Genomic DNA, 24,944 nt, shown 5'->3' with positions numbered 1-24,944 from the left:
AAGGTTAGGCATGCAAGTTCAAGTTAAAACTAATGTATTGGCAAAAAATGATGCCATTGCAGAGTCCTTACAACAGTTGTTTAAGGAAAAAAATATTTTTGTATTTAATCTATTAGGTTCTCCAGGGGCTGGTAAAACATCTCTATTGGAGGCAACTTTACATGATTTGAAAAAAGATTACCGCCTTGCTGTTATTGAAGGTGATTTATTTACTGCTAAGGATGCGGAACGGATTCATGAATTAGGCGTTCCTGTTATTCAAATCAATACAGTGGGAGGTTGCCATCTTGATGCACAAATGATTCAAGATGCACTAGGTGATTTAAATCTTGATGAACTCGATATGATCATTATCGAGAATGTAGGTAACCTTGTATGCCCTGCAGAATTTGAGATTGGTGAAAGCATGAAGGTAACTGTATTATCTGTTACTGAAGGTGAAGATAAGCCTCTTAAATACCCATTAATCTTTAAAGAGTCAAAGGCTATTCTCATTAATAAGATAGATTTATTGCCTTATGTACCATTTAAAAAAGACAAGGCAATACAAGATATACGTAATTTGAATCCAACAGGAGAGATTTTTGAAGTAAGTTGCACGGCCCATAATGGGTTAGAGCCATGGTTGACATGGTTGCGTGCGCAATTGGAGAGTAATCGATGAATCATTCTATTAAGAGCCGTATCGTAGCGGCACTTTTAGTTGGCCTATCTGCTACAACGGTAGGGTATGCGGCAGAACCGGCTATTTCGACTGTGAAACAAACTGCGGTGGAATCTACAGAGAATGCAAATGATGTTGCACATACGGATGATAAGACAACTGTAGAAGCAGCGGGAACTGATGCGGCTGAGTCTGTTGCGTATATAGATAATGCACCGATTAAAGCTGTTAAAATCGATACAAAGACAAAAAAGGAAAGCACTAAAACAGGATGGCTAGCTGAACAAATGGCAGTTACCGAGTTTGGTGATTCCATACAGTTTTGGCAAGCAGCTAGCGAAAATGAAGGTCCATTGCCTAGCGTAACGCAAAATAACTTGGCTGATATTGGTAAGTCTTATACGGCTAATAATTTGCCAGCTTTAGGGTCTGAAGATGATTATGCTATTGATGGGTATCGCTTAGGAGATCAGTTTGTAGCGCCTAAAGATGTAGAAAAAACAGTGGTTCGTGATAACTTTACGACGTACTATATGAAAGACTTGGAGGTGACCGTTTACACGGGACCTGCTCAAGAGCGTTTAGTAAATAATCAATTGCGCGGTCAAGGTGCTACTTATTTCTTTGAACCGAATACTATTACTAATATTCATAGTACGAAAAAAGGCGTCCACACTGTACGCGATATTGGTGTTGGTAGCACGCGCATGGAATTGGTATTTGCCTATGGTAGCCCTATTGCGATGTGGCGTGATTTGAAAAATGAAAGTTATATCTTCCTATATGAAGGTCATTCCGAAAATTCATGGTCTCGAAAAAAGGAATTTAATAGCTCGATAGAGAATACAAATAATAATAGCCAACAACAATCTATGCTAGGACAACAGAAAGAATATATTGCTTTCACCATCAAACAAAGCAATGTAGAGGCTGTTGATATGATTAGTGGTCAAGTATGGCCAAGATTTGGATTGCCTAAAGCTCCAGTATATGATTTTCAAGCAGGTAAATTGACTGCTGATGATTTTGTGTTGCGTGGCTATAAATTAAATGATTATTTTGTTAATGATCCCAATAATGATTGGAAACATCAAGGTATGTTGTTTGGGTCCACATTTATTGGATATAACGAATATGGCGTGAGTGTTGATAAAAAAAATCTCATCAATCGTGTTCTATTAAATATTTACACGCCTACTCGTCGCGGTATTGCGATGGGGGATACTAAATACTTATTGCTCTTTGTATATGGTATGCCTACTCGTATTGTTGAATCTACAACAAATGCGGGCACATCTACTGTATATGAATATAAAAATCCAGCGGCAAGCGACTCATATTTACAGTTTGCCCTAGATGATAAAAACCAATATATCAAATCCGTTATGTTATCTGACCGTCCAGTTAAGTAGGAACGGTTACAGCGAGGAGGCAAGGGATATGGTTACAGTTCAAGATGTAAGAGAACGTTGGGAACAAATTCAAGGTGATGATGAACGTATATTGTTTATCGTTGGTGGTCCTGGTTCTGGTAAAAGTTTGTTGATTCGTGAATTATCTGAACAAAAAGGTTGGAAGTACTTAGAGGCAAAACAACTTATTGAAGAAGAGTTTTTATTAGTACCTCGTGATGAAAGACCACAACTTGCAGAAGAAGTAATTCGTCGTGCATTAAGTCGCAGTGATACAGAAGTTGTTCTTATCGATGGTATTAATGTATTGTTTGCACCGATATTAAATTTAAATCCTCTTGAACTATTAAAGACTATTAGTAAAACATATCCGATTGTTGTAGGTTGGCGTGGTCATCTCGAAGGTGATCAATTATACTTAGAACACAATAATGATCCAAAACATGCGGTAGTGACAATCACTAAACCTGATCGTGTTATGGTTATTGATTAATAGAGTTATATTGATTGTTGAGGGCATTATATATTGCCATGAGTTATGACCGCATATAAAAGGCAGGTGATATCATGGACCAATATGTAATTGCCCTCATTTTAGGTATTATAGAAGGAATAACAGAATGTATACCTGTATCTAGTACAGGGCATATGATTATTATTGGGCCGATTCCTGTGATAATAGGTCTTTTGGTAGGCGCCCTTTTTATGATTTATGCAGAAAAAAGACGAGTGACTACAAGACTGGTAGATTCTGTAAATAATTTATCTATATACCAATGCTTCCAGATTGGGCTCTATCAAATGCTCTGTTTGTGGCCTGGATTTTCGCGGTCTGGCGCTACCATTGCAGGGGGCATGTTAATCGGTTGTACTCGAAGAGCTGCTGCTGATTTTTCGTTTATCATGGCTGTACCAGTCTTTATCCTCCTTTGGGTATTATCGGATAATAGTGGCTATATTAGCAATTATCTATCTTTATCTATGATTGCCAATGAGGAAAAAATGAAGTTTAAAAAGTTTAGAAAAAATACTTGCATAGGGTATCGTTTCATGTTATTATGATTAAGCACTAAGGGATACCGCAGTGAACGAAAAAAACTTCAAAAAAGTTTTTAAAAAGTTCTTGACACTTAGTGGGACGGATGATAAAATACATCTTGTCGTAATGATGCTGGCGTAGCTCAATTGGTAGAGCAGCTGACTTGTAATCAGCAGGTTGTGGGTTCAATTCCTATCGCCAGCTCCATTTTATTTTGGAGGGATTCCCGAGCGGCCAAAGGGAGCAGACTGTAAATCTGCCGTCTTCGACTTCGAAGGTTCGAATCCTTCTCCCTCCACCATTTATAGCGGGGTGGAGCAGTTGGTAGCTCGTCGGGCTCATAACCCGAAGGTCGCAGGTTCAAGTCCTGTCCCCGCAACCACAAAAATTCACAGTGAAATGATCGTTCATTGTGCTGGTGTAGCTCAGTCGGCAGAGCGTATCCTTGGTAAGGATAAGGTCACCGGTTCAATCCCGGTCACTAGCTCCATACATGGCGGCATAGCTCAGTTGGCTAGAGCAATCGGTTCATACCCGGTGTGTCCGCGGTTCAAATCCGTGTGCCGCCACCATTAAACCTCACATTGATGAGGATTTTTTTATTTCTCCATAAAATATAAATTGAAGCTGATGAGTGTAAGGATTACATTTGTCAGTTTTTTTATTTTAGAAGAATATTTGTATTTTTAGAAGTTTTTCTATATATGGTATAATAATGTATAAGGGAATCTTATATTCCATTGATAAATTAGGGTTAATATATTATATTAATACTAGAATGTAATTTGTTTTTGTGAAGGAGGATACAATCCTAATGGCAAAAGAAAAATTTGAACGTACGAAACCGCATGTTAACATTGGTACAATCGGTCACGTTGACCATGGTAAAACTACTTTGACAGCTGCAATCACTAAAGTATTGGCTGAAAAAGGCCAAGCTGATTTCCAAGATTACAGCATGATCGATAAAGCTCCAGAAGAACGTGAACGCGGTATCACAATCAACACTGCACACGTTGAATACGAAACTGAAAACCGTCACTATGCACACGTTGACTGCCCAGGCCATGCTGACTATGTTAAAAACATGATCACTGGTGCGGCTCAAATGGACGGCGCTATCTTGGTATGTTCCGCAGCTGACGGCCCTATGCCTCAAACTCGCGAACACATCTTGTTGGCTCGCCAAGTTGGTGTTCCTGCAATCGTAGTATTCTTGAACAAAGCTGACATGGTTGACGATGAAGAATTGATCGAATTAGTAGAAATGGAAGTTCGTGAACTTCTTTCCTCCTACGAATTCCCTGGCGACGAAGTACCTATCGTTGTAGGTTCCGCTTTGAAAGCTTTGGAAGGCGACGCTCAATATGTAGCTAAAATCGACGAATTGATGGCAGCTGTAGACTCCTACATCCCAACTCCAGTTCGTGATACTGACAAACCTTTCTTGATGCCTGTGGAAGACGTATTCACAATCACTGGTCGTGGTACAGTAGCAACTGGCCGTGTTGAACGTGGTCAAGTAAACGTAGGCGACACAGTAGAAGTTGTAGGCTTGAAAGAAAAAGCTGAACAATACGTAGTAACTGGTCTTGAAATGTTCCGTAAAACTTTGGATTCTGCAGTAGCAGGTGATAACGTTGGTGCATTGCTTCGTGGTGTAGACCGCAAAGACATCGAACGTGGTCAAGTATTGGCTAAACCAGGTTCCATCAAACCACATACAAAATTCAAAGCAGAAGTATACGTATTGACTAAAGAAGAAGGTGGCCGTCATACTCCATTCTTCTCCAACTACCGTCCACAATTCTACTTCCGTACAACAGACGTAACAGGTGTTGTAAACCTTCCTGAAGGTGTAGAAATGTGTATGCCTGGCGATAACGTAACAATGGATATCGAATTGATCACTCCAATCGCTATCGAAGAAGGTCTTCGTTTCGCGATCCGCGAAGGTGGCCATACAGTAGGCGCTGGTGTTGTAACTGAAATCGAAGGTTAATTCATAATCTTTGTAGTAAATAGGACCCCAATTGGGGTCCTATTTTTGTATTAATTTATATATTGTTTATTGTATTTGTAACCAAAGATACAGAATTATTCTACTAATAGTGCTATTATTACCTCAAGGAGAGCAAAGGCTCTCCTTTTGTGTTTTTATAGAAAAGGAGGTAATGTGATGGGTGAATACAAAAAGTATTGGATAGCCGTAGTAGCCGTTCTTATTATTGGTTTTTCTATTCTTGGTTATCTAGGTACTGATGTGTATCATCAAGCACCGCCAGTGCCGACTGCGTATGTATCTCAAGATGGACAGGTCTTGTTCACTAAGGAAGATATTTTACATGGTCAATCGGCATGGCAATCTACAGGTGGTCAATCGGTAGGGACCGTTTTAGGTCATGGCGCATATCAAGCGCCTGACTGGACAGCAGATTGGTTACATAAAGAAGTATCCGTGATGTTGGATATTAAATCTCAAGAGGCCTTTGGAGCTCTTTATGACCAATTGGGACCTGTACAACAAGCAGCTGTTAAAGAAGTTGTGAAAAAAGAGTATTTAGGTAGTGCAGTCCGTGAAGATGGAACTGTTGTTTTATCTCCAGAACGAATTACGGCAATGAATTTAACTGGTCGTTATTTTGTTGAGTTGTACGGTGATAATCCTGATTTAACATTGACTCGTGATCATTTTGCGATGAAGGATAACACGTTACCTGAGTTACAAGATCGCATTGATATGGCACGCTTCTTCTTCTGGACTACGTGGATGGCATCTACCCAACGTCCTGGTACCGATGCGACATACACTAATAACTGGCCACATGAACCTTTATTGGATCACAATCCGACACCTGAAAGTGTTGCCTGGTCTGTTGTGAGTGTCATCATTTTATTATGTGGCATAGGTGTAGTTGTATGGTTATGGGCCTTTGGTAAAAAGGACGACGAACATGCATTGGTTCCGCCAGCAGAAGATCCAATTAGCAAGATTACCTTAACTCCATCTCAACGTTCATTAGGAAAATATTTATTTACAATCCTAGCATTATTCTTATTCCAATTGGGGATGGGTGGTATCATTGCTCACTATACTGTAGAAGGTCAAGCGTTCTATGGTATTCCTTTAGCTCAATATTTCCCATATTCTATTGCCCGTACATGGCATATTCAGGCATCTTTGTTCTGGATTGCGATGGCATTCTTGAGTGCTGGTCTATTCTTGGCACCAATCATTAATGGTGGTAAAGATCCTAAATATCAAAAGCTTGGGGTGAACATCTTATTCTGGGCTCTTGTAGTTCTTGTAGTAGGTTCCTTCGCTGGTACATATTTAGGCGTAGCACATCAAATTCCAGCAGCGTGGAATTTCCTTCTCGGACACCAAGGTTACGAATATATCGAGTTAGGTCGTATTTGGCAGTGGATTGAATACATTGGTATTTTATTCTGGCTTGTACTCATGATACGTAGCATTATTGGTGCCTTCAAGCAAAAAGGGGATAAAAACCTCATTGCAGCCTTCATATTCTCCGTTATCATGGTAGGTATCTTCTATGGTCCAGGGTTATTCTATGGTGAACATAGCCATTTGGCGATTATGGAGTATTGGCGTTGGTGGGTAATCCATCTTTGGGTTGAAGGCTTCTTTGAAGTATTCTCCACTACATTGATGGCATTTATCTTTGTTACATTAGGGCTTGTATCGTACCGTGCTGGTACAGTTGCGGCCATCTCTTCTGGGGCTATTTATCTCATCGGTGGTATCCCTGGTACATTCCATCATCTATACTTCACAGGTGTTACATCCACTATCGTGGCAACAGGCGCATCCTTCTCTGCGTTAGAAGTAGTACCACTTGTACTCTTAGGTTATGAAGCTTTTGAAAACTATACACGTCTTCATAGTGCTCCTTGGATGCATCGTCTAAAATGGCCTGTGTATTGTTTCATTGCCGTGTCCTTCTGGAATCTAGTGGGGGCAGGGGTATTTGGGTTCTTGATCAACATGCCTGTATCCTTGTTCTACATCCAAGGTCTTAATACAACTGCAGTACATGCCCACACAGCATTGTTTGGTGTGTATGGTTTCTTAAGTCTAGGATTTGTATTCCTTATTGCTCGCTATATCCGACCTGAAGTAGAATTTAACGATAAGCTAATGAAGTTCGGTTTCTGGGCTCTCAATATAGGGCTTGCATTGATGGTGCTTATTAGCTTATTGCCAATCGGTCTTATCCAATCCTGGGCTAGTATCACACATGGCTTATGGTTTGCGCGCAGTGAAGAATTTATGCAACAACCATTGTTACAAAACTTGCGGTGGGCTCGTCTCATCGGCGATACGATACTAATTGTTGGTGCTGTAGCATTCTTCTGGCAAATTGTAAAAGTTCTATTTACGAAGAAATCTTAATTTAGTACCATATTAATGGCGTTCCTTTATAGACAAGGAACGCCATTTTTTGTTATACTATCCATGTCAGGTACATGTGCCTGGCTTTTTTGAGTTGCTCAAAATTCTTGACATAGCTTGCTACGTATGATATATTTCTTTAGTATGTAGTCGAGCGTTTTCGAGTACAAGAGACAGATTTAGTAAATACAAAGCGAGGTGTATCCGGATGCGTAATGCCATTACTTTAGCTTGCACAGATTGCAAACAACGTAACTATCAAACGAACAAGAACAAAAAGAACAATCCTGATCGTATTGAAATGATGAAATATTGCAAATTCTGCGGTAAACATACATTACACCGTGAAACAAAATAATTCTTATCATTCATTACCTGTTGATTTGAGGATGTGAAACAATGGCAAAGTCTAACTCAGCAGTGCAGCAGCGTGGTGGATTTGGAAAATTCTTCCGCGGTGTGAAAGCTGAACTTAAAAAAGTAGTCTGGCCAACAAAAAAAGAACTCATCAATTATACAATAGTAGTATTTTTAGTGACGATTTTTATCGCCTTTATTATCTATATACTTGATGCAGTCTTTGCCCAACTTTTTAATACGTTGTTGCACTTTGTTGGATAAGGGGGCCATTTCATGGAAGCAGATAAGAAGTGGTATGTAATTCATACCTATTCAGGCTACGAAAATAAAGTTAAAACCACTCTTGAACTTAAAGTTCAGTCTATGGGTCTACAAGATGTGATTAGCCGTATTTTGGTACCTCTTGAAGACGAAATAGATGAAAAAGATGGGGTTAAAAAAGTAGTAAAACGTAAGATATTTCCTGGGTACGTATTGGTTGAAATGGAAGTTAACGACCGCTCTTGGTATGTTGTGCGCAACACACCAGGTGTAACAGGTTTCGTTGGCTCTGCCACTAAACCAGTTCCACTTTCTGATTCCGAAGTAGAACATATACTTAAGTCTCAGGGCTTGGATAAGAAACCAAGCATCAACATCGATGTAGAAGTTGGTGAAACGGTACGCATTACGTCCGGGGCCTTTGAAGATAAACTAGGTGTTATTACCGAACTTAACCCTGAAAAAGGAACATTGAAACTTAATGTGGAAATGTTCAACCGAGATACCGAGGTAGAGGTAGAGTTCTCTCAAATTGAGAAAGCTCTTTAATATATATATTATAACTCTAAAAAAGAGCAATCGATTTTGGTTGCCAGTGGGAGGATATATATCCGTTACCACCACAGTATAAGCATAGGAGGTTTAATTACCCATGGCTAAGAAATTAGTTAAACAAGTAAAACTACAAATTGAAGCCGCTAAAGCTACTCCAGCACCACCAGTTGGTCCTGCACTAGGTCAAGCAGGTGTTAACATCGTTGCTTTCACAAAAGAATTCAACGAACGTACTGCTAAACAAGCTGGCTTAATTATCCCAGTAGTTATTAACGTATATGAAGATCGTAGCTTCGACTTCATCACTAAGACTCCACCAGCTGCAGTATTATTGAAAAAAGCTGCAGGTATCCCAAAAGGTTCTGGTGTACCTAACCGTGATAAAGTAGCAAAAGTAGGTCGCGATAAAGTTCGTGAAATTGCTGAATTGAAAATGCCTGACTTGAATGCTAATACCGTAGAACAAGGTATGCGCATGGTAGAAGGTACTGCTCGCAGCATGGGCATTGAAATCGTTGACTAATAAGCGTACGACTTGCGCATAAGGCGCAAATCGGTGGGAGGGAATTCCCGTTTGACCACATAAGGAGGATATTATAATGGCAAAAGTAGGTAAGAAATACGCTGAGGCAGTAAAACTTATTGAAGCTGGTAAGTTCTACGAACCAGTAGAAGCAATCGAGTTGGTTAAGAAAACTGCAACTGCAAATTTCGATGAAACAGTTGAAATCGCTTTCAACTTGAATGTCGACCCTAAATACGCTGATCAACAAGTTCGTGGTGCAGTAGTATTGCCTCATGGTACTGGCAAAACTAAACGCGTTCTTGTATTCGCAAAAGGCGACAATATTAAAGCAGCTGAAGAAGCTGGTGCAGATTTCGTAGGTTCTGAAGAGTTAGTAGCTAAAATCCAAGGTGGTTGGAGCGACTTCGACGTAGTAGTTGCTACACCAGACATGATGGGTCAAGTTGGCCGTCTTGGTAAAATCTTGGGTCCTAAAGGCTTGATGCCAAACCCTAAAGTTGGTACAGTAACTCCAGACGTTGCTCGTGCAGTAAACGAAATCAAAGCTGGTAAAATCGAATACCGTACTGATAAAGCAGGTATTATTTCTTGCTCCATCGGTAAAGCGTCCTTCGATGAAGAAAAATTACTTGACAACTACCGTACAATCGTTGATACTATTATCAAGGCTAAACCTGTAGCAGCTAAAGGTCAATACATTAAATCTGTAACCTTGTCCGCTACAATGGGCCCTGGTGTGCCTTTGAACGTGTTCAAATTGAGCAACGTTACAAAAGAGCAATAATCACATATGTCTCTTAGCTGTAGACGGCTGGTATGTATAATGGATGAAAATCCGCCCGCTGAGGCTGACACTAGAACAATCTAGGACTAGTTCGACCTCATCGCGTGCGATGGGGTCGTTTTTTACGCTAAGATAGTACATAGAGCACCAAAAAATCTACAAGGAGGTAATCTAATGGCTGTCACTGAACAAAAGAAAGCAATCGTTGCTCAAATGAAAGAAACTCTTTCTGAAGCAAAAGGCGCTGTATTGATTGGTTACTCTGGTTTGACTGTTGCGCAAGCAACTGATCTTCGCCGCAAAATGTTGGCTGAAGGTGTTGAATACAAAGTAATCAAAAATACTTTGACTCGCATTGCTGCAAATGAATTGAATCTTGAAGGTTTCGCTGAGCATTTGGAAGGTCCAACTGCATTGGCTACTTCTAAAGAAGATGCTGTTGCACCTGCGCGTGTAATTGAACAATTCATCAAAACTACTGAGAAAGAAGTTGTAACAGTTAAAGCTGGTATCGTTGAAGGCGAAGTTATGGACGCTGCAGGCGTTAAAGCAATTGCATCTCTTCCAAACCGCGAAGGTATGCTTTCCATGTTGCTTTCCGTATTGCAAGCACCTGTTCGCAACGTTGCATACGCTGTCAAAGCTGTTGCAGAAGCTCAACCTGCAGAAGCTGCAGAATAATAATTTCTGCGCATTATCAATTGGTCGCTTAAGACTGATACAATAAACTATTTTATGGAGGAAAACTAAAATGGCATTGAACATTGAAAACATCGTTGCTGAATTGAAAGAAGCAACTATTCTTGAACTTAATGATCTTGTAAAAGCAATTGAAGAAGAATTTGGCGTAACTGCAGCAGCTCCTGTAGCTGTAGCAGCTGCTGGTGGTGCTGAAGGCGGCGCTGCTAAAGATTCCTTCGACGTAATCTTGAAAGATGCTGGCGCATCCAAAATCAACGTAATCAAAGTTGTTCGTGAAGCAACTGGTCTTGGCTTGAAAGAAGCTAAAGCTATCGTTGACGGCGCTCCTGCACCTGTAAAAGAAGGCGTAGCTACTGAAGCAGCTGAAGCTTTGAAAGCTCAATTGGAAGAAGCTGGCGCAACTGTAGAATTGAAATAATTCTAGCCATAATAAAAGGCGTACCCTCGGGTACGCCTTTTTTGTTTAGTTACTGAATTTGAGGCTTATAGGACAAAAAGTGTGTGTAAAAACCCTTATAACACTAGATATTTACTAGTGTTATAAGGGTTTAATCTTTTTTTGGAGAAGTTTGAGGGTGGACAAAAAGTGTGGGTGAAAACATCAATTAACCCTTGTAATTACTGACTAAAATGAGGTTATATCTTCCTATATATAAACAAATATGGAGGAAGAGTTTATGCGACAAATAAAATGTCCTGATTGTAATGAAACATGTATTAAACACGGTGTTTTAAAATCTGGTTCTCAGCGTTGGTTTTGCAAACATTGTAAGGTGGCATTTACCGTTAAAATTAATAATTTAAGTAAAGAGTTAAGCCTATTCTTGAATTGGTTATTCAGCACCAATATTCAAGCTGATATGCCTGGTAAAGGTCGTACATTCAGGCGTAAAACCGCTAAATTTTGGTCCATATGGCCATTGCCACCAAAAGTGGAAGAAGTACATGATGTGGTATATCTTGATGGAATTTACTTAGCTAGGAATTTATGTGTTTTGATTTGTTGCAATGATACTCATGTTCTAGGATGGTATGTCTGTCGTTATGAGCATGCTAGAGCTTGGCAGTGTTTAATGGAACGGATTGCCGAACCTAAAGTTGTTGTGTCTGATGGTGCTAATGGTTTGCCTAAAGCATTACGTAAAGTTTGGCCTCATAGCAGTCACCAAAGATGCTTGTTTCACATTTTTTGTCAGGTTAGACGATATACGACAAGTAGACCTAAAACGTTAGCAGGAAAGGATCTTTATACTCTGGCTAAAGATTTATTTAATGTGAAAACAATGGATCAAGCTCTTGTATGGATTAATGAACTTTCAGCGTGGCGAATGACATATTCTGATTTTTTACGAGAAATGACGATTGATGAATTCGGGAACAAACGCTCTACACATGAGCGTTTGCTTAAAGCCGAATCATCATTATGGCGTCTGATTAGGCAACAAACTTTATTTACATTTTTGGAATGTATTGATATTACAGTACCTACAACAAATAATCGTATTGAAGGTGGAGTAAATGCTCAACTAAGAAGTATGTTACGATCTCATAGGGGCCTTTCACTTGAAAGAAGACTAAAAGCGGTCTATTGGTGGTGCTATATGCACTCACCAAGACCGCTTTCTATTTCAGATATATTAAATTGTATGCCTACAGATGAATCGATTGCTGCTATCTACAAACGGTTATCTGATTATTGCCAAATAGATCGCTCAATACCTCAATGGGGTGATGCTCCTGTTTGGAATGAGCTACATATGTCTACAGATTTTCCAACTTATTGGGATTAGTCACACACACTTTTTGTCCTATAACCCGAATTTGATAAATTCTAGCTGATCCATTTTTACCAATTTCTGTGGCCATTATATTTGTTGGAGAATTAGTAAATTCTTTACTATATTTGTTCGGTACAATAATGATAGCACCTTTTTCTGCAGATACTCTTCTGTCAAATTCCTCCAGTGTTATGGTTGGCATTAATGTTTTGCCTGCTGTCCATAGGGGGTTATCTGTAGTATGTACAAATACTTGTGTTGGTGTATTTTCGGTATAATACAAAATCGATGTATAGTATGTACCATATATATAAGTATGCTGTGTAGTAGATTTAATATATGGTTTGAATTGAAGGCCTGATTGGTCATATAAAATAGGGGTTACCGTTATAGTAATAGCTGTATACAAAATGATTAACGGTGTAGCTAAACCTATAGATAATGGTAACTTCTTGTTTCTATACTGTTTTGCTAATAGTGTAAATAATACTATTGTGATTAATGCAATGATTAGTGGTATTGGATTTAATTCAGGTGTTGCAATGCTGGCAGTTACAAATAAGACGGTATATATGCCTAATGGAATAGTAACAATATACTTAAAACTATTAGCCTTATTATTGAAGCTACTAGTAATAGCTTCAGCACCCCAGATGATACAAGGAATTATGGCTGGTAAAGTATAGGTTATATATTTCGTCGCTACTAATGAATAAAATAATACAATAATTATAAACCAGATGGCACCAATTAGATAAAAATCATTTTTCCATTTTATACTTTTGAGTCTGTAAATTACGGCTGGTGTCCAAGGTAACAGTGCAAGAGGAACAATGATTAAGTAATAATACCAAACGTTAAATTTCGGATGTTCTGATACTAGTGCTCGTTCCATATTATGCAGACCTAAGAAACCAGATATGAATTCTTGACCGTGAATCGAGTACATAGCGATGTACCATGGACTGGCAAGAACTATAAATAAGAGAATTCCCAAAGGATTAAATAATAATGTAATATCCTTAGCAAGTGAGTAATCATCCTTATCTTTTTTGGTGAACCATCGTGCAGCAATGAATAGTAATAGTATTAATCCAGGAAGAACAATACCAACGGGCCCTTTAGTTACGACCGCTAAGGCTGCTGCCCCATAGGCTTTCACCATGGAATGTTTATCGTTCTTGGTGAAAGCTAGATAAGAATAGCCGAAGATGGCTAGTGAAAAGAAGAATAGGAAGCCGTCTGTTATGACTGCGTGAGAAATGTACCAGAACTGTAAGGCACCAAACAAAAGTATGGCACTCGTAATTGCTATATGCGTGGACTCTTTAATGCGATACACAAGATGGTACATAAGCGCAACACTGCCACCAGCAATAAGTGTATTTGGTATGCGCGATGTAAAGTCAGATATGCCAAATAGTTTATAGCTTATCATGAGAGCCCAATAGGTGAGGGGCGGTTTATCATACCAGACTTGGTCATATATCATGGGGGATATCCATGAGTTATGTTTTAACATTGTAATAGCAGATAATACATAGTTAGATTCAACCGGATCGGTTATGGGTAGATAGGCATTATAGAAACCGTAACTTAGTACGGTCAATAAAAATAGCGCACCTATGCGCAGCATGTGATTGTTAATCATAATTACTCCTTACTTACATAGTTTATATTATTGTACTATAGGGCGTGTAATAATTAAACCAATGAAAGATAAAGCTTTTATCAATATGGAAATAGTTACAAAAAAATATTTATGAAATAATATATTGTATAGAATATTGTTTGTACAGAATACATGAAATGACTTTTATGTATACAAAATACATGCTATAATGAGCGCGTAAGATAAAACCGTTTCATTGAAATACTATTTTGTATAAAAATAGTAGAAAGAGGATTTATTATGAGAAAAGAACATGATTTCTTAGGTGAATTAGAAGTAGCTGATGAATTATATTACGGTGTACAAACAATTCGTGCATTAGAAAACTTCCATATTACAGGAAAACACTTGGACCAAGATTTTATCAAAGCCTTGGCAATGGTAAAAAAAGCATCTGCGTTAGCAAATATGAAAACTGGTCGCTTAAATGTATCTATTGGTAAAGCTATTGTACAAGCTGCGGACGAAGTAATTGAAGGTCAATTTGCTGACCAATTCCCTGTTGATCCAATTCAAGGTGGTGCAGGTACTTCTGTAAATATGAATATGAACGAAGTATTGGCTAACCGTGCTTGTGAAATTTTGGGTCATCCAAAAGGAAGCTATGATATTGTAAGCCCTAACAACCATTGTAATATGGCACAATCTACAAATGATGCTTTCCCAACAGCTATCAAGGTATGTGCGATCTTAAAATCTAAACCTTTACTTGAAGCATTACAACGCCTTGTTGACGAGCTTGAGAAAAAGGCTGATGAATATAGCGAAATTTTGAAGATGGGGCGTACTCACTTACAAGATGCGGTGCCAATTACATTAGGTCAAGAAATGGGTGCTTATGCATCCGGTGTTCGCCGCGGTATTAAACGTATTAAATCTGCCGTTGAAGGTGCACATGTAATTAACATGGGTGCTACTGCAGTTGGTACAGGTCTTAATGCGGAACCTAATTATATTCATGATGTAGCATACGAACTTAGTGAAGTAGTAGGCGAACCATTCTACACTGCGGAAAACTTAATTGATGCTACAAACAATACAGATATCTTTGCAGATATCTCCAGTGGTTTGAAAGTTACGGCTCTTGTATTGATTAAAATGGCTAACGACTTCCGCTTGATGGCATCCGGTCCTCGTTGTGGTATTGGGGAATTAAAATTGCCTGCTCGCCAACCTGGTTCTTCCATCATGCCAGGCAAGGTTAATCCTGTTATCGCCGAAGTATTGAACCAAGTATGTTACCAAGTTATCGGTAATGACCTTACAATTACATTGGCTGTAGAAAATGGTCAATTTGAATTGAACGTAATGGAACCTGTATTGGCTTACAATTTGTTCAATAATCTTTGCTACCTCAAAAACGGCGTAAATACATTCGTTGATAAATTACTCGTGGATCTTGAAGTGGATCGTGAACAATGCGAATACTGGTTGAATCGTTCCGTTGGTATCGTAACAGCATTGTTGCCACATCTTGGCTACGAAACAGCATCTTCTCTTGCAAAAGAAGCTTATACTACTGGTCGTGCTATCCGTGATATCATCTTGGAAAAAGGTTTATTGACTGAAGATGAAATTAATCATATCCTTTCTCCTAAAGAAATGACTCGCCCTGGTATTGCTGGAGCTAATCTTTTAAAACAAAAAGGCAACTAACATAGTCAGTTGTTTTGATACATGAATAAAGCATGAAAATGAAAGACTGTCAACCCTTTTGGTTGACAGTCTTTTTTAATACTGATAGAATTATATATTGCAAAAGTAGCGTTTCCTGCTTTTGGATATAAAACTATAACTTGAATAGTGATGAGGTTTTCTTCCAAGGTTGTGCTTGGTTAATGGAAAGCAAGGTTATTTTAAAAATAAAATGGGCCTTGCTTTATTTGGCGTTATCTGAGCAGGAAAACTGAGACCTGTAAGATGTCTTTTCCGTGCCGTTATAGAAAATGGTAGACCAGTGTGTTTTGATAGGGGTGAAAGCAAATATGTTCAAACCTGAACAGGTAGGCAAACGAACTCGTTATACGTACGCTAAAATTAACGAAGTTATCAAGATGCCGCATTTATTGGACATTCAGCGTAAATCGTATGAGTGGTTCTTGGAGAGTGGTTTACAAAATATTTTCAACGATATTTCTCCGATTAAAGACAATTCAGGTAATCTAGTACTTTCTTTCGAAGGTTTCAGCTTAGGTGAACCTAAGTATGATATTAATGAATGTAAAAACCGTGATGCTACTTATGCAGCACCACTTCGTGTAAATGTTCGCTTGGTAAATAATGATCCAGAAAATATGGATATTAAAGAACAAGAAGTATTCATGGGCGATTTCCCATTGATGACTGATACAGGTACTTTCATCATCAATGGTGCAGAACGTGTAATCGTATCCCAATTGGTACGTTCTCCAGGCGTTTACTACAATAAAGAAATCGATACAATGGGTAACCGTTTGTACGATTCCACAGTTATTCCTAACCGTGGCGCATGGATTGAACTTGAAACTGATGCTAGCGAAGTTGTGGCTGTTCGTATTGACCGTAACCGTAAATTACCAGCTACTGTATTGGTACGTGCATTAGGTTGGGATACTAATGAAAGCATCCTTGACCTCTTCTGGAATGGTAAAACTGATGAAGATGGTTTACCAGTATATGATGAACGCATCGTTCGTACATTAGAAAAAGATACAACTCAATCTGCCGATGAAGCATTGGTTGAAATCTATAAAAAATTACGTCCAGGCGAGCCTCCTACTGTAGAGTCCGCTCGTAACTTGTTCGATAACTTGTTCTTCGATGCACGTCGTTATGACTTGGCGCGCGTTGGTCGTTACAAATTGAACAAAAAACTTGGCTGGCGTCAACGCATGTTGGGTCAAACATTGGCACAACCTATCGTAGATCCAGAGACTGGCGAAATTATCCTTGATGCAGGTGTACAAGTTGGGGAAGAACAACTTGATATCGTAGCAAATAGCCATGTATTTGATGGCGAAGGTTTCGCTGAATTCTACATCGTAAATAACGATGGTGTAGAGTCCAAAGTTATTTGCAACAACTGCAACTTGCCATTCGATCACCGCACAGTAACTCGCGAAGATATGATCGCTAACATCTCTTACTTGCTCAACCTTATGGATGGTGCAGGTCATACAGATGATATCGACCATTTGGGTAACCGTCGTCTTCGTTGCGTAGGTGAATTGTTGCAAAACCAATTCCGTATTGGTTTAACTCGTATGGAACGTGTTGTTCGTGAACGTATGACAATTCAAGAAATCGAATCTATCACGCCTCAAGCGTTGATTAATATTCGTCCTGTAGTGGCAGCAATCAAAGAATTCTTTGGTTCTTCCCAATTGTCTCAGTTCATGGACCAAACAAACCCATTAGCAGAATTGACTCACAAACGTCGTCTATCTGCCCTTGGCCCTGGTGGTTTATCTCGTGAGCGTGCAGGCTTCGAAGTTCGTGACGTGCATCACTCTCACTATGGCCGCATGTGTCCAATCGAAACTCCAGAAGGTCCAAACATCGGTTTGATCAACTCCTTGTCTAACTATGCGAAAGTAAATGAATTTGGTTTCATTGAAGCTCCATACCGTAAGGTTGAAAAAATCTATGGTACAGGTGAAGATGCAGACAAAGTTATCAAGGTTCGTGTATCCGATTCCGTTGTATATATGACAGCTGATGAAGAAGAAGGCATGACAATTGCCCAAGCGAACTCTCCAATCGATGCTGAAGGTTACTTTACTAATGAACACGTAGCTTGTCGTCGTGGTCATGATGTATTAGAAGTTACACCTGATAAGGTTGACTACATGGACGTTAGTCCAAAAGAAGTTGTATCCATCGGTACAGCTATGATTCCATTCCTTGAAAATGACGATGCTAACCGTGCCTTGATGGGTGCGAACATGCAACGTCAAGCGGTACCACTTTTGCGTGCGCAAGCTCCACTTGTTGGTACAGGTATGGAATATACAGCAGCTACTGACTCCGGTGTTTGCGTACTTGCCCGTGAAGCTGGTAAAGTTGTACGTTGCTGGGGTAATGAAATCCACGTTCTTCGCGATAGCGATGGTCGTGTTGATGTATACCGTATGAATAAATTCCTTCGTTCTAACCAATCCACATGCTTTAACCAAAAACCAATCGTTAATCGTGGCGACCATGTTGTAAAAGGTCAAGTATTGGCTGATGGTCCTGCTACTGATGGCGGTGAATTGGCGTTAGGTTATAACGTTCTTGTAGCGTTCATGCCTTGGGAAGGTTATAACTACGAAGATGCGATCTTGCTTAGTGAAGAGCTTTGTAAAGAAGATATCTATACATCCATTCATATTGAAGAGTACGAATGTGATGCGCGCGACACTAAATTAGGTGCTGAAGAAATCACTCGTGAATTACCTAATACTGGTGATGACACACTTAAAAACCTTGATGAAGATGGTATCATCTGCATTGGTGCAGAAGTACATCCTGGCGACATTCTCGTAGGTAAAGCTACACCAAAAGGTGAAACTGAATTAACACCTGAAGAACGCTTATTGCGCGCTATCTTTGGTGATAAAGAACGCGAAGTTCGCGACACATCCTTGCGCGTACCTCATGGCGAATCTGGTAAAGTTGTAGACGTTAAAGTCTTCACTCGTGAAAACGGTGACGAATTACAACCAGGTGTAAATAAACTTGTTCGCGTATACATCGCTCAAAAACGTAAGATTCATGAAGGCGATAAAATGGCGGGCCGTCATGGTAACAAAGGTGTCGTTTCTCGCGTTATGAGAAAAGAAGATATGCCATTCCTTCCAGATGGTACTCCAGTGCAAATCGTATTGAACCCATTGGGCGTACCTTCTCGTATGAACATCGGTCAGGTTCTTGAAACTCACTTGGGTTGGGCTGTTCAAGGCTTAGGTATGAAAATCAAAGCTACAGACCTTCACATCCAAAACGTGTTGAAAGAAGCTCGTACAGATGCATCTTATTGGGAACAAATTGACGCTATTCGCGGCTTATATGCTGAAATTGAAGAATTAGAAGCAAAAGCTAAAGAAGATGTGACTGTTCCTCATTTCGACATCGATGAAAAAATCATCGACTTGAAATCTCAAATTCTTGGTCATGTAGAATCTGCAGCGCAAAAGAAACTTGAAGCTCTTGGCGGCGAAGCTCGTTATCAAGAACTTAAAGCTATTGAAGCTAAATACAATGCACTTCATGTAGAATTCTTTGACTCTGAAGAAGATGCTCCAGAAATGGATCCAGCTCTTGTAGAAGAATTAGAAGCTATTAATAAAGTTAAAACTACATTGAACCATATTGAATCTGCTCGTGCTAAACGCGTTGAAATTCGTCATGAACTCGAAGGCCTTGGTTACGATTATGAAACATATGGCATGCCAAAACCAGATGTAGCTGGTATTCACATTGCTACACCTGTATTTGATGGTGCGCATGAAAAAGACGTATTTGAAACATTAGGCATTGCTGGTCGTTCCGATGATGGTAAAACAGTATTGTACGATGGTCGTACTGGTGAACCTATGGATAACCGTGTAACTGTTGGTTACGTATACATGCTTAAACTCCATCACTTGGTTGATGATAAAATCCATGCTCGTTCCACAGGTCCGTACTCCCTTGTTACACAACAACCATTGGGCGGTAAAGCTCAATTCGGTGGTCAACGTTTCGGGGAAATGGAAGTTTGGGCTCTCGAAGCATATGGCGCAGCTTATACACTTCAAGAGCTATTAACTGTTAAGTCTGACGACGTTGTTGGTCGTGTGAAAGCATACGAAAAAATCGTTAAAGGCGAAAACATCCCTGAACCAGGTGTACCTGAGTCCTTCAAGGTATTGCTCAAAGAACTTCAAAGTATTGGTCTTGATGTAAAAATCTTGAATGAAGATCAAGAAGAAGTTGTTATGAAAGAACTTGATGACGAAGATGAAGTGGTAGAAACTGGCATTGAAGAAGTTATGGATGGCAGTGCAGTAGAAACTGATGAAGTAACTGTAGTAGAGCCAGAAGTAGAGGAAGAAGCACCTGCTGATAACGGCGGTGAAGATGATATCCTTAGCCAATTGGCATTCCCAATGGGCGATTCCTCTAACGATGAAGACTAAAACTATCTATAAGGAAGGGAGCGATAGTAGTGCTAGACGTAAATGAATTCGATTCCATGCGAATCGGTTTAGCCTCTCCAGAGCAGATCTTAGCTTGGTCTCATGGGGAAGTTAAGAAACCTGAAACTATTAACTACCGTACGTTGAAGCCAGAACGTGATGGTCTATTCTGCGAACGCATTTTTGGACCAACAAAGGACTGGGAATGTCACTGCGGCAAATATAAACGCATTCGCCATAAAGGCGTAGTCTGCGATAAATGTGGTGTAGAGGTTACACGTGCAAAAGTACGTCGTGAACGTATGGGCCATATCCAATTGGCTACTCCTGTATCTCACATTTGGTACTTCAAAGGTATCCCATCCCGTATGGGCCTTATCCTTGACGTATCCCCACGTTCCTTGGAACGCGTATTATACTTTGCTTCCTACATCGTAGTAGATCCAGCTGGTACTCCATTGGCAAAACGCCAATTGTTGTCCGAGCAAGAGTACCGCGAATATGAAGCTCAGTTTAACGAAGACGGTTATACTATCGGTGGTAAATCCGTTGTAATCGAAACAGTAGCTCAACGTAACGAACGTTTAGCTATCGTTCGTGAAGCACAACGCAAAGAGCGCTATAATGCTGCTCTTCGCGATGATGCAACAATCCCAGAAGCAGATAAAGAATACGAAGAACTAACTCGTGAAGAGCGTTATGAATTAGGCGCTGCTGAAGAGGTTCTCTTCGCATGTATCGACATGGGTGCTGAGGCTGTAAAAGCTCTTTTATCAGAACTTGATCTCGAAGCATTGAATGCTGAATTGCGCGAAGAATTGAATACTGCAAGTGGTCAACGTAAAATTCGTGCGGTTCGTCGTTTAGAAGTGGTAGAAGCATTCCGTCAATCTGGCAATCGCCCAGAATGGATGATTATGGATGTTGTTCCTGTTATCCCACCTGAATTGCGCCCTATGGTTCAATTAGATGGTGGTCGTTTCGCTACATCTGACCTCAATGATTTGTACCGTCGTGTTATCAACCGTAACAACCGTTTGAAACGTTTGTTAGATTTAGGTGCTCCTGATATCATTGTGCGCAACGAAAAACGTATGCTTCAAGAAGCTGTTGACGCATTGATCGATAATGGTCGCCGTGGTCGTCCTGTAACAGGCCCTGGTAACCGTCCATTAAAATCCTTGTCCGATATGCTTAAAGGTAAACAAGGTCGTTTCCGTCAAAACTTGCTTGGTAAACGTGTTGACTACTCCGGTCGTTCCGTTATCGTAGTAGGTCCTGAACTTAAAATGCACCAATGTGGTTTGCCTAAAGAAATGGCATTGGAATTGTTCAAACCTTTCGTTATGAAACGTTTGGTAGAGCGTGGTCAAGCATCCAATATTAAGGCTGCTAAACGCCAAGTAGAAAGAATCGGTCCTGGTGTATGGGAAGCCTTGGAAGAGGTAATCAAAGAACATCCAGTTCTCTTGAACCGTGCCCCTACATTGCATAGACTTGGTATCCAAGCCTTCGAACCAATCCTTTGGGAAGGCCGTGCTATCAAATTGCATCCATTAGTATGTACAGCCTTCAACGCCGACTTTGACGGTGACCAAATGGCATGTCATTTACCATTGTCCGTAGAAGCACAAGCGGAAGCTCGTACATTGATGCTTTCTAGCCATAATATCTTGTCCACTAAGGACGGTAAGCCAGTAGCAGTACCATCTCAAGATATGATCTTGGGTACATACTACTTAACAGTTGTACGTGAAGATACTCGTGATAAAGCAAAAACATTTGCTACTTATGATGAAGTAATGCTTGCATACGAATCTCATATTATTGGCTTGCAAGATATTCTTTATATCCGTTTACCTGACCATGGCCGTGTAGAAACAACGGCAGGTCGCTTGATCTTCAACAATGCGCTATTCCCAGAATTGTGGCAATATGAAAAACGTGAAGATGGCACTTACTCTTTAGGTAAGGTTATGGATAAGAAAACAGTTGGTAAATTGGTTGACCAATGCTTCCAATTGTTTGGCAATGAAAAGACTGCAGAACTCTTGGACCGTATTAAATCCTTGGGTTACTCCTTCGCACGTCGCGCAGGTATGACTGTAGCTATTGCAGATATTAAAGTACCAGAAGTAAAAACTGGCTTGTTAGACACAGCGGAACAAGAAGTAGAAAAAGTATCTCGCTTGTATCGTCGTGGTCTTATTACAGAAGAAGAACGTTACCGTAAAACTATCCAATTGTGGACTCAAGCAACAGAAGATGTTACTGATGCCATGATGGATAATATGGCGCGCGATAAAGATGGCTTCAACCCTGTTTACATGATGGCTATCTCTGGTGCCCGTGGTAATAAACAACAGATCCGTCAGCTTGCTGGTATGCGTGGTTTGATGGCCGATCCATCTGGTCGTATTATCGACTTGCCAATCAAAGCAAACTTTAAAGAAGGCTTGACTGTATTGGATTACTTTACATCCTCTCATGGTGCTCGTAAAGGTTTGGCCGATACGGCGCTTCGTACAGCTGACTCCGGTTACTTGACTCGTCGTCTTGTTGACGTATCTCAAGACGTTATCGTTCGCGAGGACGATTGTGACGTTGTAGGTATCGATCTCGTTCGTGAACGCGCTCGTTTGGCTACATCTCCACGTCAAGCATTGGAATTGTTAAAAGATAAACTTATTGGTCGTGTATTAGATAAAGATGTTGTGAATGTAGAAACAGGGGAACTTGTTGTACCTTCCGAAACTATCTTAGACGAACAATGTTTAGCTGATATTGCTGAATCCGGTGTAACATCTATCGCATTGCGCGGTGTACATTTAGGTTCTGACAGCGATATCAACCATACTAACTTGGTTCAAAAAATTATTCTTGGTGAAAGCGATGACAGCATCCGTGCAACATTAAAAGAAACTATGGTTCAAAATATGTTGAATAAGGACACTGTACATGCTATCGTTGACAGCGAAGGTGTAGAAATCTTCCCTGCTGATACACGTCTCACTGAAGAAGGCATCGAAGCTATCCTTAACTCCGATGTAAAAGAAGTACAAGTACGCAACAACGAAATCCACGGTATCGAAGTGGAGGCAATCGTTGAGGGTACTGGCGTTATTGAACCATTAAAAGATCGTATCGTAGGTCGTATTGCAGCTGAAGAATTGGTTAATAAAGAAACTGGCGAAGTTATCGTTCCTCTTAACGGTGAAATCACAGAACCATTGGCTGATGAAGTTGTAAAACACTATGAAACAGTTAAAATCCGTTCCGTATTAACTTGCCGCAGCCCTTATGGCGTATGTCGCAAGTGCTATGGTCGCGACCTTGGTACAGGCGGTCAAGTTCAAGTTGGTGAAGCTGTAGGCATTATTGCAGCGCAATCCATCGGTGAACCTGGTACTCAGTTGACAATGCGTACATTCCATACAGGTGGTGTCGCTGGTGACGATATTACACAAGGTTTGCCACGTGTCGAAGAATTGTTCGAGGCGCGTAAACCAAAACGTAATGCTATCATCGCAGAAAATGAAGGTACAGTTCGCGTTGTACCTAACGAAGGTAAAAAAGGTACTAATACAATCTTCATTACTGGCGAAGACGGTATTGAACTTGATTACCTCATCCCTTATGGTTCTCGCATTATCGTTAAAGACGGTGATGTTGTATCCTTAGGCGCACGTTTGACAGAAGGTTCTATTAACCCTCATGACATTATGCGTGTAATGGGGACTGAAGCAACTCAACGTTACCTCGTTTACGAAGTACAAAAAGTATATAAATCTCAAGGTGTAGAAATTAACGATAAACATATCGAAGTTATCGTTCGTCAAATGCTTCATAAAGTAAAAGTTGAAACAGCTGGCGATGCAGATATGCTTCCAGGGGATATGGTCGACGTTAATACCTTTGACGAAGAAAACCGTCGTCTTACTCTTAATGGCCGTGAAAATGCTACAGGCAAACGTACATTGTTGGGTATTACTAAAGCTGCATTGGCTACGGATTCCTTCTTGTCTGCTGCGTCCTTCCAAGAAACAACACGTGTTCTTACAGATGCCGCTATCAAAGGTAAAATCGATCCATTATTGGGCTTAAAAGAAAACGTAATCATCGGTAAATTGATCCCTGCTGGTACTGGCATGAGCCGTTACCGTAAGATTGAGGTTGTTAAAAACACACCTGAAATCATCGATATTACAGAAGAAGCTGCTGTAGAAGAATAATCTATTGCAATAGAAGAGAGCGTGCCTTAGGGCACGCTCTTTTTTATAGATACTAAATTTCTCTGTTAAGATGTAATTGTCAGAAAGAATAAATAAACCTATACGTTTAATAATATAGATATATTGAATATGGTTAATAAAATTGAAATAAAAAATGACTATTTATTTTTCAGTTATATCAATTATGCATACATGAAATGTGATTAATTAAAATAATATGAAAATCATGTATAAAAATGAGAATAAAATAGCTGTTTTTGCATAAAAATTACATATATTGTTATATGATTCGCTATTATGAAACGCACGGAAACGTGTACACATAAAATGCAGTTGTATAGCGGTGTGGAGCGTCGAAAAACGTTTGACATGTGATTGTGTAATTGGTATACTTACATAGTG

Annotated in this window: 18 protein-coding genes and 5 tRNA genes; 22 read left to right on the top strand and 1 reads right to left on the bottom strand. The window is 39.9% G+C overall.

Annotated features, from left to right (window positions below):
- Window positions 1-10 precede the first annotated feature (10 nt).
- From hypB to VEIT17_RS07525, 19 genes are all read left to right on the top strand, one after another.
- Window positions 11-664 carry a hydrogenase nickel incorporation protein HypB gene (gene hypB, locus VEIT17_RS07615; protein ID WP_005385456.1) on the top strand — a complete coding sequence of 218 codons (654 nt, stop codon included), beginning with the start codon at window positions 11-13 and terminating at the stop codon, window positions 662-664.
- Window positions 661-2,076, top strand: a complete 1,416-nt coding sequence (locus tag VEIT17_RS07610) for a hypothetical protein (protein ID WP_105084933.1) — start codon at window positions 661-663, stop codon at window positions 2,074-2,076. Before hypB ends, VEIT17_RS07610 begins: the two co-directional genes overlap by 4 nt.
- A 28-nt stretch (window positions 2,077-2,104) precedes the next feature.
- Window positions 2,105-2,569, top strand: coding sequence for a BREX-3 system P-loop-containing protein BrxF (gene brxF, locus VEIT17_RS07605; protein WP_005379848.1), 465 nt, complete (start codon window positions 2,105-2,107; stop codon window positions 2,567-2,569).
- 74 nt (window positions 2,570-2,643) lie between these two features.
- On the top strand, window positions 2,644-3,138 hold the full coding sequence (locus VEIT17_RS07600) for an undecaprenyl-diphosphate phosphatase (RefSeq protein ID WP_242013248.1): 495 nt from the start codon (window positions 2,644-2,646) through the stop codon (window positions 3,136-3,138).
- Window positions 3,139-3,246: 108 nt separating this feature from the next.
- A tRNA-Thr gene (locus VEIT17_RS07595) sits at window positions 3,247-3,322 on the top strand.
- Window positions 3,323-3,331: 9 nt separating this feature from the next.
- Window positions 3,332-3,416, top strand: a tRNA-Tyr gene (locus VEIT17_RS07590).
- A 5-nt stretch (window positions 3,417-3,421) separates the two neighbouring features.
- A tRNA-Met gene (locus VEIT17_RS07585) sits at window positions 3,422-3,497 on the top strand.
- A 32-nt stretch (window positions 3,498-3,529) separates the two neighbouring features.
- Window positions 3,530-3,605, top strand: a tRNA-Thr gene (locus VEIT17_RS07580).
- A 5-nt stretch (window positions 3,606-3,610) separates the two neighbouring features.
- Window positions 3,611-3,687 (top strand) — tRNA-Met (locus tag VEIT17_RS07575).
- 242 nt (window positions 3,688-3,929) lie between these two features.
- The gene (gene tuf / locus VEIT17_RS07570) at window positions 3,930-5,117 is read left to right on the top strand and encodes an elongation factor Tu (protein ID WP_105084932.1); all 1,188 of its coding nucleotides are present in this window, start codon (window positions 3,930-3,932) and stop codon (window positions 5,115-5,117) included.
- Window positions 5,118-5,294: 177 nt separating this feature from the next.
- Window positions 5,295-7,532, top strand: coding sequence for a nitric-oxide reductase large subunit (locus VEIT17_RS07565; protein WP_178885501.1), 2,238 nt, complete (start codon window positions 5,295-5,297; stop codon window positions 7,530-7,532).
- A gap of 208 nt (window positions 7,533-7,740) precedes the next feature.
- On the top strand, window positions 7,741-7,890 hold the full coding sequence (gene rpmG / locus VEIT17_RS07560) for a 50S ribosomal protein L33 (protein ID WP_004693530.1): 150 nt from the start codon (window positions 7,741-7,743) through the stop codon (window positions 7,888-7,890).
- 41 nt (window positions 7,891-7,931) lie between these two features.
- Window positions 7,932-8,153, top strand: coding sequence for a preprotein translocase subunit SecE (secE, locus tag VEIT17_RS07555; protein ID WP_060924347.1), 222 nt, complete (start codon window positions 7,932-7,934; stop codon window positions 8,151-8,153).
- A gap of 12 nt (window positions 8,154-8,165) precedes the next feature.
- Window positions 8,166-8,702 carry a transcription termination/antitermination protein NusG gene (gene nusG, locus VEIT17_RS07550; RefSeq protein WP_005385471.1) on the top strand — a complete coding sequence of 179 codons (537 nt, stop codon included), beginning with the start codon at window positions 8,166-8,168 and terminating at the stop codon, window positions 8,700-8,702.
- Window positions 8,703-8,805: 103 nt separating this feature from the next.
- Window positions 8,806-9,231, top strand: coding sequence for a 50S ribosomal protein L11 (gene rplK / locus VEIT17_RS07545; protein ID WP_004693535.1), 426 nt, complete (start codon window positions 8,806-8,808; stop codon window positions 9,229-9,231).
- A 76-nt stretch (window positions 9,232-9,307) separates the two neighbouring features.
- Window positions 9,308-10,018 carry a 50S ribosomal protein L1 gene (rplA, locus tag VEIT17_RS07540; RefSeq protein ID WP_005385473.1) on the top strand — a complete coding sequence of 237 codons (711 nt, stop codon included), beginning with the start codon at window positions 9,308-9,310 and terminating at the stop codon, window positions 10,016-10,018.
- Between the two features lie 174 nt (window positions 10,019-10,192).
- Window positions 10,193-10,699 carry a 50S ribosomal protein L10 gene (gene rplJ, locus VEIT17_RS07535; protein ID WP_060924345.1) on the top strand — a complete coding sequence of 169 codons (507 nt, stop codon included), beginning with the start codon at window positions 10,193-10,195 and terminating at the stop codon, window positions 10,697-10,699.
- A gap of 70 nt (window positions 10,700-10,769) precedes the next feature.
- Entirely contained in the window at window positions 10,770-11,138 is a 369-nt protein-coding gene (gene rplL, locus VEIT17_RS07530; protein ID WP_005385476.1) for a 50S ribosomal protein L7/L12, read from the top strand.
- A gap of 259 nt (window positions 11,139-11,397) precedes the next feature.
- Entirely contained in the window at window positions 11,398-12,510 is a 1,113-nt protein-coding gene (locus VEIT17_RS07525) for an IS1249 family transposase (protein ID WP_105085552.1), read from the top strand.
- Here the strand turns inward: VEIT17_RS07525 and VEIT17_RS07520 are convergent.
- A complete protein-coding gene (locus tag VEIT17_RS07520; RefSeq protein ID WP_178885499.1) occupies window positions 12,482-14,149 on the bottom strand; it encodes an ArnT family glycosyltransferase in 1,668 nt (555 codons plus the stop codon). The two genes, VEIT17_RS07525 and VEIT17_RS07520, sit on opposite strands and share 29 nt — an antisense overlap.
- Before the next feature lie 261 nt (window positions 14,150-14,410).
- On the opposite strand from VEIT17_RS07520, the gene VEIT17_RS07515 reads away from it, so the two are divergent.
- From VEIT17_RS07515 to rpoC, 3 genes are all read left to right on the top strand, one after another.
- Entirely contained in the window at window positions 14,411-15,826 is a 1,416-nt protein-coding gene (locus VEIT17_RS07515; RefSeq protein WP_178885497.1) for an aspartate ammonia-lyase, read from the top strand.
- 329 nt (window positions 15,827-16,155) lie between these two features.
- Complete coding sequence (gene rpoB / locus VEIT17_RS07510) at window positions 16,156-20,310, top strand: DNA-directed RNA polymerase subunit beta (protein ID WP_178885495.1); 4,155 nt, start codon at window positions 16,156-16,158, stop codon at window positions 20,308-20,310.
- A 29-nt stretch (window positions 20,311-20,339) separates the two neighbouring features.
- Window positions 20,340-24,542 (top strand): DNA-directed RNA polymerase subunit beta', encoded by a 4,203-nt coding sequence (rpoC, locus tag VEIT17_RS07505; RefSeq protein ID WP_178885493.1) that lies wholly within the window; start codon window positions 20,340-20,342, stop codon window positions 24,540-24,542.
- Window positions 24,543-24,944 lie beyond the last annotated feature (402 nt).

The organism is Veillonella nakazawae (genome assembly GCF_013393365.1).
In the GTDB taxonomy this organism is placed as follows: Bacteria; Bacillota; Negativicutes; order Veillonellales; family Veillonellaceae; genus Veillonella; species Veillonella nakazawae.
The sequence above is the reverse complement of the archived record's forward strand: the minus strand, read 5'-3'. Positions and strand labels throughout refer to the sequence as shown.